Source organism: Gammaproteobacteria bacterium (assembly GCA_013001575.1).
Taxonomy (GTDB): Bacteria; Pseudomonadota; Gammaproteobacteria; order Steroidobacterales; family JABDMI01; genus JABDMI01.
Genome location: JABDMI010000007.1, coordinates 1 through 11,275, shown reverse-complemented (window position 1 = coordinate 11,275; position 11,275 = coordinate 1). Strand labels below are relative to the sequence as shown.

Annotated in this window: 7 protein-coding genes; 4 read left to right on the top strand and 3 right to left on the bottom strand. The window is 48.8% G+C overall.

Features of this window, described 5'->3' with window-relative positions; translation table 11 throughout:
* Position 1 precedes the first annotated feature (1 nt).
* Positions 2–1,393 (bottom strand): hypothetical protein, encoded by a 1,392-nt coding sequence (locus tag HKN88_00450; protein NNC96520.1) that lies wholly within the window; start codon positions 1,391–1,393, stop codon positions 2–4.
* A gap of 75 nt (positions 1,394–1,468) precedes the next feature.
* Positions 1,469–3,964, bottom strand: a complete 2,496-nt coding sequence (locus tag HKN88_00445) for a TonB-dependent receptor (GenBank protein NNC96519.1) — start codon at positions 3,962–3,964, stop codon at positions 1,469–1,471.
* Positions 3,965–4,242: 278 nt separating this feature from the next.
* Here HKN88_00445 and HKN88_00440 point away from each other — a divergent pair, with 278 nt between their 5' ends.
* From HKN88_00440 to HKN88_00430, 3 genes are all read left to right on the top strand, one after another.
* Entirely contained in the window at positions 4,243–5,856 is a 1,614-nt protein-coding gene (locus HKN88_00440; protein NNC96518.1) for a choline dehydrogenase, read from the top strand.
* Between the two features lie 67 nt (positions 5,857–5,923).
* Positions 5,924–8,443, top strand: a complete 2,520-nt coding sequence (locus HKN88_00435) for a TonB-dependent receptor (GenBank protein ID NNC96517.1) — start codon at positions 5,924–5,926, stop codon at positions 8,441–8,443.
* A gap of 45 nt (positions 8,444–8,488) precedes the next feature.
* Positions 8,489–9,937: an aldehyde dehydrogenase family protein gene (locus tag HKN88_00430; GenBank protein ID NNC96516.1), complete on the top strand. Its 1,449-nt coding sequence runs from the start codon at positions 8,489–8,491 to the stop codon at positions 9,935–9,937.
* Positions 9,938–9,950: 13 nt separating this feature from the next.
* Here HKN88_00430 and HKN88_00425 read toward each other — a convergent pair whose 3' ends face one another.
* Complete coding sequence (locus HKN88_00425; GenBank protein NNC96515.1) at positions 9,951–10,688, bottom strand: DUF1499 domain-containing protein; 738 nt, start codon at positions 10,686–10,688, stop codon at positions 9,951–9,953.
* A gap of 48 nt (positions 10,689–10,736) precedes the next feature.
* Between HKN88_00425 and HKN88_00420 the strand changes: the two genes are divergently transcribed.
* Positions 10,737–11,275 (top strand): cytochrome b (locus tag HKN88_00420; GenBank protein NNC96514.1); only part of this gene is annotated, 539 nt, incomplete at its 3' end.

Below are 11,275 nucleotides of genomic sequence, written 5' to 3'. Positions count from 1 at the left end.
TCTAGTCCGGTAAACAGGGAAAAAATGTTTCTACCTGATTGGGCATCAGATAACGGGTTTTTGGCATGTAAGGTCCCATAACTTTTTCCAGATCCGCTTGTTTGTCTACTTTGGTGATGGAGTGTTTGAAGTCAGGTGCAGCCAGCATATTGCGTATTTGTACCACCGTAACATCTTCATCAAACATGCCATCACCGTCATCGGCCATGGGCAACCAGGCGATACCGCATTCCTTGATGGCGTTGCGCGGACGGTCTGCGGCGCGACTGACCATAACTGTGTAAAAACCGTTGGCATCCAGCGGCACTTCTTCATCGTACAAACAATCATTCACGCGTGTGTTTGCAAATCCCTGATTGGAACATAACGACCAATAACGCAATTCACCCTCTTCCATTTCAGTATTGCCTTTATAGGTACTGGGCACATTAGGCATTTTGCCACGAACCATGAAGACCTTGCCATGTTTGCGATTCACGATGGTGCGGATGTATTGGTTATCCAGATTGGGATAAAATCCGCCTTCGCTACGACGCGGGTTTTTTGTCATCTTTCCAGTGTAGATCCCGATCAGACTGGGACGATCGAGTTGGATAAACCATTCTGCGTCTACTTTGGCCGGCCAGGTATCCGGTTTGCCAGGTTGATTCAACAGTTCCCGATACTTAACGGGTGGTACTCCGGCCGCATCCGCCGAAATCTGTAAAAGTTGTTTGGTGTTAAGTGCGTCGCAGGCAGCCTTGCCAGTCAATGAGCGGCCGTCTGTGGCCTCCAAACGAATAGCGGGTAATTTCACATTTCCATCAGCCGGCCAATGCCCTTCATCGGGTAAATATATGCGATAGATGATGAGCTGTTGACCCTGGTTGTATTCAGGTGTGTGCAAAATATTGGCCGACAAGCCGGTACTCAACTCACCGATCGCTCGCTCTTTTGGTGGAGCTTGATTCAACACCTCGACACTGTATGCCCGGTTAGTCGATTTTCGTTCAGCACCGTTACGATAAGGATTGACTGAACCTGTGTTTGGCTCGATCAGGTAATCGGTTAGTGACTCAACCGGTCGACCGCGTTCATCATAACTAATAAAAGATTGATAACGCGCATGCGCAAAATCACCCTCGATAAACAGTTTGGTATTTTCTGGAATGCTAAAACTCGCCGCCCAATAAAACACCGAGGAATCCGGATAGGCAAGATTAATATACGGATCAGCACTGTGCGGTCCGCGCGACCAAAAGCAGTCTCTGGGCCCCGGGATGGGGCCAAAGTTGCTGATGGCATTTGCGCTGTTAAGCGGTGGACTTGTTTTTGTTGCTTGAACAGTTATTGTTAACAGCAAGCCCAGAGAAATACCAAGCAGAATGAAAAATGTATTTGTATTTTTAGACACAACGGTTCCCAGTTATTAAAAACGGACCGCAAAAGTTTACGGTCCGTTGATTATCAGCATCCATTGAAATCTGGATCAATTCTTATAACGAATGGTCAAGCCATAGGTTCTTGGAGCCTCCAAGAAGGCACTGAACGAGCCGGCTTGCAGAGGGGTATCAAACACAATATTACTAACGGTTTCATCCGTGATATTACGTCCCCATAATTCAAAGGCCCACTTCCCTTCAGCGGTCAAGAGACCAACACTGGCATCCCATTTAGTGTAGCTGTCTTGTAAAGTGATCGAGTCATTATCCTGGCCGGTGGTGTAATCCGAGCGATATCGATAACCCAGGCGCGCCATGAACTCGCGGTTGTTGGCCAACGGTCGCATGTAATTAAACGAGCCCGTCAAAATTACGTCTGAAACAAAATTGGGCTTGGCGCCGGAGAGATCCTGGGTTGGCATTCCCATGGCATTCTGGGTGGCGGTGGCCGATGCGCCGGTAAAGGATGCATACTCAATGTCCTGGAAAGTTGCCCCACCGGATGTTGAGAAGTTATCGTTAAAGTCATAACTGTAATCCAGCTCCAGACCTTTGCCTTCGAGTTCGCCGGCGTTGCGAATGGTAAATACCGTGCCGTTAAACGAATTGGCCTGAAAGTTCTCGAGGTTTTGAATAAAAAAGGTACCGTCGAGCTTGAGACGGCCATCCAGTGCACGTGACTTGAATCCGAATTCGATCGCATCCACAGTCTCTGGCTGAAAGGTCACTGCGTCTTGCAGGGACTGTAATGGCGTTAACTGCGGATTGGCTGCAACCAGGTCTGCGTAATTGGCAACCCGGTCTGGTGTGCCCGGCGCGGTATTCGGACCATTGCGATTCAGGTTGAAACCACCCGATTTATACCCTTCGGAATAGCGCAGGTAAGTGTTTAACTGATCATTTACTTCGAAACTCGCACTCAATGCGATAGAGACATTGTCGTCCTCAAAATCCACATAAAACGGATCTACCGCAGGAGAGGTTTGTAATGACGACAAAGCGGCAAAAGCACCACCGGCGATGACGTTCAGAGGTAATTGTGAGAAAGGATCGGTAGAGTCGATCACATACCAGGCTTCCTTGTCTTCTTTGGTGTAACGCATGCCTGCGGTGAGATCCATTCGGTCACTGGCGTGCCAGGTTGCATTACCAAAGAAAGCGTAACTGCCATTTTCATAGGCATACTTGTCGGTGGACGCCTGTCCTGAAGCAAAGAATGTTCCTGGAGCATTGCTAGTTAGAATCTCGACCAGATCCACCACATTGATCTGGGTCATTCCGCCAGTAAACGGATTGGCCGTTGACGGAGTCACAAAGCCCACATAAGGCCGGGTGTCGGAGCCAAAACCAAGATAATTATCCGCATTGATGTGTTGGTCAAAATAATAACCGCCGACCAACCAGTCAAGCATATTGTCGCCATTGGATGCAAAACGCACTTCCAGCGAAGTTTCTTCCAGGTCTTGTCCAATCACGCTGTCAAAAATATTTGCACTGGTGAAATCGGCATCGATATTGGGCAAGCTTTCAAATGTTCTAAATGCCGCAATACCGGTTGCCGTGACCGTACCCAGATCCCATTCCAGTTCTGCAGAGAGCCCTTTGTCATCGAGTGGATCAATATACGGTTGCTCAGGATTGACGTAGACCTCTCGTGCTTCCAAATTCGCAATACCACCAGTGTAATCCCCAAGGGTACCCGGAGTGTTTGGCACCAGACTACCTCCGACGGCCTGGATCGCGCCGGATGCAGGCCCGTAGAGTACCGGAACAGCCACACAACATTTTTCCTCGGCTTTGGATATATCACCGATCATACGCAGGGAAATATCATCTGTTGGTTCCCACAGCATCTGGGCACGTACCGACCAGCGGTCGCGGTCATTGAGACTGTCGCCGTTGACCAGATTGTCGATGTAACCATCACGGTTTTGTACGGAACCGGCTAAACTGAAAGCCACATTGTCATCTTCACTGCCACCACTGATGGAACTTCGGGCATGCCAGAGACCGTAATCACCAAGGGTCAGGTCTGCGAGTACTTTCGGTTCATAGCTTGGCTTTGCAGTACGCACATTGATCACACCAGCGGAAGTATTCTTTCCAAAGATGGTGCCCTGTGGACCGCGCAAGACCTCGATCTGGCTAATGTCGATATAATCATTCAAGGCCGAACCCGGTCGTCCACGAAACACGCCGTCGATCACAACCCCGACAGACTGTTCCAGGCCGGTGTTATTGCCGGCGGTACCAATGCCCCGGATGGCAAAAACCGATTGCAAGCCGCCGGTGGATTGTGAAAAGGTCAATGCTGGTGCGACTGTCTGCAGATCGGTGATGTCGCGCACCCCGGCTTGTTCAAGATCTTCACCGCTCACTGCGGTCACGGCCACCGGTACATCAAAGATCGTTTCATTGCGTTTAGTGGCGGTCACAATAATCTCTTCAATTTCATCAGCGGCATATATCGGACAACTGATGGCCAGACCAACAATGGCAGGTAAGGTCAGGATTCTCAGGGTTTTATACAATGCGATTCTCATCATTCGACTCCTCGTAAGCGATTTGAGTATATTTATTATCAATTTTGCTGCATGCTTGTTTGAACAAGGTAACAAGACACAGATTTCACTGCGGGCTTTGACACTTATACTGGTGACTTTAGCAAGGCAGACGTCGAATGTAACATTGTGCATTGCAATATGTTACTGTCGTCGTTTGAAATATAGTGTTGATTAAATTACATTCGTCATATAAATGCAAATGCTGCGAAAAATATTTTCTATATCATCGAAGGTTTCGCTGAATTGCCTAAGCAGAATTGGAGAAAACATTGATATTTGACTACGTGATCATTGGTGCAGGTTCCGCCGGTTGTGTCTTGGCAAATCGATTGAGCGCCGACCCGAATACCAGCGTGTGTTTGCTAGAAGCCGGTGCCAAAGATAATTCCACCTTTATACACACCCCTGCGGGCACGGTCACGATGATGCGTGGTACGCCTTTGATGGGTGGAAAATATAACTGGCAATTCCATACCACGCCGCAAGCCGGGTTAAACGGTCGGCGTGGCTATCAACCGCGCGGCAAAACCCTGGGTGGCAGCAGTTCGATCAATGCCATGATCTACATTCGCGGTCATCAGTCTGATTATGACGACTGGGAAAAGCTCGGCAATCCGGGCTGGGGATTCAGTGATGTACTGCCCTATTTCAAACGCTCGGAACACAACGAACGCATACAGAATGAATTACATGGTCAAAATGGCGAGCTCAATGTGAGTGACAGTTTCAGCAATAATCCGGTGCATGAATTGTTCATTGAGGCCGGGATTGAACAAGGCCATGTGCAAAACGATGACTTCAATGGCCACACCCAGGAAGGTGTTGGGCGCTACCAGATGACCCAGATCAATGGCAGTCGTTGTAGCACGGCTGTTGCTTTTTTAAAACCGGTCAGCGAGCGACCAAACCTGACGGTATTGACTGATGCTAGAGCGTGCAAAATCCTGATGCAAGGCAAACGGGCCACCGGCGTTGAGCTGCGCCATAAAAACACGACACTGCAAATTGATGCCAACAAAGAAGTGCTGCTAGCAGCTGGCGCTTTTCAATCTCCACAATTATTGATGCTTTCGGGAATTGGAGCGGTAGATAACTTACAGCCTCACGGCATCGAACTGGTGCATGAGTTGCCCGGGGTTGGTGCCAATTTGGTTGACCATCCGGATTACACCTCGGTACACAAGTCGGCCAATAAGCAAACCATCGGTATCTCCGCTTCCGGGACTCTCGATGTGCTCAAGGCCATGAACCAGTATCGTAAAGATCGTACCGGATTGCTCAGCAGTAATTACGCGGAATCTGGTGGTTTTTTGAAAACCGATCCAGACTTGGCGAGACCTGATATCCAACTGCATTTTGTGGCCGGAATCGTGGATGATCACGGACGCAAATTACACCTGGGTCACGGAATCAGTTGCCATAGCTGTGTGTTGCGACCCAAGAGTCGCGGTTCGGTTACTTTGGCCTCGAGTGATCCGATGGCCGATCCGGTAATTGACCTGAATTTCCTGGGCGAAGAAGATGATCTGAATGTCTTGCTCAAAGGCTATAAGATCACGCGTGAAATTCTGCATAGCAAGGCACTGCATGGAACCACCGGAAAAGAGGTTTACACCAAGGGTTCAATGAGTGATGATGAATTGGCCTACTGGATGCGTCAGCGCGCCGATACGGTTTATCATCCGGTAAGCAGTTGTCGTATGGGCAATTCCGATATGGACGTGGTGGATGCAAAGCTGCGTGTCCACGGAGTTGAGAATCTGCGCGTGGTAGATGCCTCCATCATGCCAACCCTGATCGGCGGCAACACCAATGCGCCAAGTATCATGATCGCTGAAAAAGCGGCGGACATGATATTGTCGCATCAGTAAAACGGACTTTATGGATTTAGACTTGTAATAAAATAACAAACAATAAAAGCAAAAATCTGGAGTTATTATGAAACTGAAAATCTTTGTTGTCGTGATTACTGCAACACTCGCCAGTATTGTGTGCACCTCCACTTCCCTGGCTCAGGAAAGCGAAGCCCGGGTTTTGGAAGAGGTCATTGTGATCGCGACCAAGCGCGCCGAAAACCTTCAGGATGTACCCATTTCAGTGGTTGCCATGAGCGGTGAAACCGTGAAAGACATGGCCGTCACACGGGCGGAAGATTTTACCGCCGACATGCCGGCCATCACCGTGGCCCAGAATCCCATTGGCAACTTTATTTTCATCCGCGGCATCGGAACTGCGGGAGCCAACCAGGGTATCGAACAATCGGTATCTATGTTTCACGACGGCGTGTATATGGGCAGACATCAGTTAACCCGTGCGCCGTTTATGGATCTGGAACGCGTGGAGGTGTTACGCGGACCGCAATCGGTTTTATTCGGTAAAAACACCATTGGCGGTGCGGTACATGTGATCGCCGCCAAACCAACGGATAATTTCGAGGCTTTACTCAGTGGCTTGTACAGTTGGGACGACGGCGAACAGGAACTCACCGCCGTAGTTTCAGGACCCTTGTCCGACCGGGTACGCGGGCGACTCGCCTATCGCGGTTATGAACTGGATGGCTATCTGACTAATGTGGTCAATAAACAGGATGGTCCACAGCGTGATGATCAAACCATTCGGGCGACCCTGGCTTTTGATGCAAGCGACACGGTCACACTGACGGCAAAATATGAAACCAGTGAATTCAAACAACAACAACAGTCCACACAACTGCGTATTACGAATCCCTTTACTCCTGGTTCTATGGCGATCAGTGGTCTTAACCAGGCCTTGGTTGCAGCCGCTACCGGCGGTAACGGGGTTGAAACCCTGGATAACGAACGCGCTGTCGATAACGACGGTGGTGTTTTACTCGGTCAGGTTGTACCGACCTTTGCCGGTTTACCCGGCTTCCCCAGCCTGCCGGAGTTCAGTGATAATGAAATGAGTGTGGGTACCGTTACCCTGGACTGGGCACTTGGCGAGCACACCCTTACCGCGATTACCGGTTTTGCTGAATACGAATATCGCGATGTGTGCGACTGTGATTTTGCTGCAATTCCCCTGATCGAAGTGGATGCCAGGGAAGACTACAACCAATTCAGTCAAGAGATACGCATAACCTCACCGACCAGTGATGTGTTTGATTACATCGCGGGTTTCTATTATCACGACAGCGATCTCGAATACACCTCAACCGAAGCCTTTGGTTCAACCATTGCGTTTCAACAAGTGGGTGTGCCAACCCCCTTGCTGGTACCGAACCTGACCCGTGCCTATGGCATGAACCAAACCCAGGAGATGTGGTCGGTATTCGGTTCGGGCACCTGGTACTTATCCGATATCTCACGCATCACGGCGGGCCTGCGCTATCTGGACGAAGATAAAGTTGCCGATCACTTTTTGAATAAACGCCTTACCGCCGGCTGGGACTACAGTGGCTTACTCACCCTGCCGCCAGGCAGCATTACCGTGGGCGACACAGCGGCAGACTATGACGCCTTTTTAGCCGGTTTCGGTACCACCGACATTGGTGGTGGCATCACACCCGGCTTTTTGACCGAAGCCGTTTACGCTGGATTATTGGGAACCTTTGAACACGATATTCGCGACCGCAAACGCTCGGAAAGTGACTTGATGTGGTCGCTAACCTATGAACGCGATCTCAATGACAGTGTGCTGGGATATGCAAGCGTTTCCACCGGTACCAAAGGCGGTGGTTTTGACGGCCGCTTCTTACGCACCAACGACAATCCGTTCTTTGAGTACGATGAAGAAACAGCAACGAATTTCGAATTGGGTATCAAAAGTCGCTTACTCGATGGCGCCATGTCATTCAATGCAACCTTATTCCAAACCGTGGTCGAAGATTATCAAGTGAGTATTTTTGATGGCGCAACGGCCTTTTTTGTGCAAAACGCGGCCGAGATCCAGACCAACGGCCTGGAAATGGACCTCAAATGGGCTGCAACGGATCACCTGACCATGGGATTTGCCGGCACATTACTGAATGCGGAATACGAAGAGTTCCCGAATGCGCCGTGTTGGGCTGGCAGTGATGCCAATAACCGTGGTGATTGTATTGGTCGTGGTACGCCTACAGCATTTCGTAATGCCGCGGGAGGCACCAACATCTTCTCTCCCGAACTCGCCTTCAACCTGAATTTTGATTACCGCAGACCCGTCACCAGCCGTCTCGAAGGCCGTGCGGTTCTTAACATTAATTATTCTGACGACTACCTGGTCGCTTCTGATCTGGATGAAATATACGCTTTACAAGACAGCTTCACCAAACTGGATCTGCGCTTGAGTCTTGGTGACTACGATGGCTTGTGGGATGTTGCCCTGCTGGGCAAGAACCTGACCGATGAATTTATCAGTGCCAGCAGTAATGACCAACCTTTGGTGGCCGGTAACGGCTTTGCCCAAACCGATCGTTTACGCTCCTGGGCATTACAATTCACCTATCGCTGGTATTGAGACCAGAATAGAGCAGTACATTTTTCAAATACTTGAGGTTTTATCATGCAAGCTAATAATGTAGTTCAAATACCAACGGCACATAACAGTAGTCTGGCCGAGATCGATAGAATATTTGCACTTCAACAGAATCAAGCGATTAAATTACGCACCAGCACTTACAAAGACCGACTTGCTCTTTTGAATCGTTTTGAAACGGTATTTAATAATGCCAAACAAAAAATGTACGATGCGGCGTTTGCGGATTATGGCAAAACCGAAGCCGAAGTCGATCTCACCGAAATATTTGCCGTGACCGCCGAATTGAAACACACCAAGCGGCATTTGAAAAAATGGATGAAACCACAAAAAGTTCGTCCAACCCTGGCATCCCTTGGCACCCAGGCCAAGATCATCAAGGAGCCCAAAGGCGTGTGTTTGGTGATCTCACCCTGGAATTATCCGTATAATCTGTCGTTCGGGCCTATGCTAACCGCGCTTGCTGCAGGTAATACTGTGATGTTAAAGCCGTCGGAACTGACACCGAATATGTCGAGAGTGATTCGAGAGATTGTTGAAGAGTCGTTTTCACCGGAAATGGTCAGTGTGTTTGAGGGAGACGTTGATGTGGCTGCACATCTGACCAACTTGCCCTTCGATCACATATTTTTCACCGGTAGTCCAGCAGTCGGCAAGATCGTCATGGGGGCTGCTGCCAAGCACCTGACCTCAGTCACACTGGAACTTGGCGGCAAAAGCCCGACTATTGTGGACCAAAGTGCTGACATCAAAAAAGCGGCGCGCAATATTTCCTGGGGCAAGTTTGCCAATAACGGCCAGACCTGTATCGCACCGGATTACTTATTTGTGCACGACGCGGTTAAAGACGAATTTATTTCTGAATTTAAACACAACTTACAAAAGTTGTATGGCGATAGTGAAAAGATCCAGGAAAACCCGGATTACTGCCGAATCGTGAATAATCGCCACTTCAATCGGGTGAACAATATTCTTGAAGATGCTATCGAGAATGGTGCCACGCTGATCAATGGTGGTCAGAAAGATGCCGCCACAAATTTTATTGCGCCAACCGTTTTAAGTGATGTGACTCCGGAGTCCAAGATCCTGCAAGAAGAGATCTTTGGCCCGCTTCTGCCGATCATGTCCTATTCGGATATCAAGCAGGTGGTTGACTACATCAATGACAAACCCAAGCCCTTGGCCTTATATGTGTACAGTAAAGACAACGCGGTGATCAATAAGGTCTTATCCGAAACCTCGTCAGGTGACGCCTGCATTAATCACAATATGGTGCAATTCCTGCATTTGAACCTGCCATTTGGCGGCGTGAATAACAGCGGCATTGGTAAAGCCCATGGCGATTACGGTTTTAAAGCCTTTTCGCATGAACGCAGTGTGTTACGTGACCGTTTCAGCACCACGCACATGTTCTTTCCGCCGTACAAGAACAGCGTGAAAAAAATGATCAAGCAGGCCATTAAGTACTTTACCTGATCTACCTCAAGCCTTAATTCACTCTAGACTGCAACGCATCCAGAAATTTCCGGATGCGTTTTGCGTTGGCACCCAGGTCACTTTTGCCCAAACGAGATTTGGAACGTACATCAACCAGGGTTTGAGCTCCTGACGCTTGAATACGAATGACTACGTCATCCTTGAATCCATACCAGGTCGTGGTGTCGGTCGCTTCAATACGTCCGGTCTTCACGTCACTGGAAACATTATCCCAGCCGAAAGAGTCCACAACTTTCAGGGCCGCAGAAAAAACATCCGTATTTGATGCCGACAATTCAAGGGTTTGCAAATCCGGATACGCATCCAGTTGCTGTTGCGCAATGGCGGGATCGTAGCTTGCCGGATTGGGCGCGTCTTTACGTAACTCGAGCATGTCCACAAAAGCCGGCGGATTGCGAGTGTCGGTGGTGATGTCGTGAATGGGTGGCACGCTTTCGGCGGTCTTTTTGATACTGATCGGCACAATGGCCGCGGATAAACCCGCGATGACCCCGATAAGCCCGAGCTTTACCGAGGGTTCTTTAATGAAACGTGGACCAATGAAAGCCAGGGTACCCAGTAAGATCGCCAAGCCGCCAGCGATTACAATTTTCGGGAAATTCCCACGAAACGAGGTGCCAATATCCCACCAGCCCGCCTGATAGCCCGGACCTTGCAGGAGCAAAAAAATAAAGGCCGACAGCCCTAAAAAAGCAGCGAGTCGTCCAAGCCAGATAAATGCAGTTTTCATTATTTATAACCCTTCATAATGTTTGTGTTTTTGCTAGTATAACGGCATATGAGTGAATACGATCCAGTAAAACCAGTCTCCTATCCATTATCACGCGTCATTCTACATTGGTTAATCGCATTAACTATCATAGGACTTTTTGTCAGTGGTTTATGGATAGTGAGAATGGATTATTATGATGCACTGTATACACTGATTCCGCATTGGCATAAAAGCATCGGTTTGATTTTGATGTTTATTCTTGTTTTGAGTGTGTTCCTGCGGCGACTCACCCCAAAACCCGAGTATGATGCGTCTTTAAAAGCGTACGAACGCATAATTGCTGGAATCGTGCAATCCTTAATGTCCATACTCTGTTTCGCTGTGATTATTAGCGGCTATTTTATTACCAGTGCTAACGGCGACCCGGTCAGTGTGTTTAACTGGTTCGAATTACCCGCTTATCCGCTGAATGTGAAAAATCAGGAAGACATAGCCGGTGAATTACATGAGATCATGGCATTTGCTTTAATCGGTTTGGCGATGTTGCATGCAGGAGCTGCTTTATATCACCACTTCGGAAAAAAAGACCGTACACTGTTAAAAAT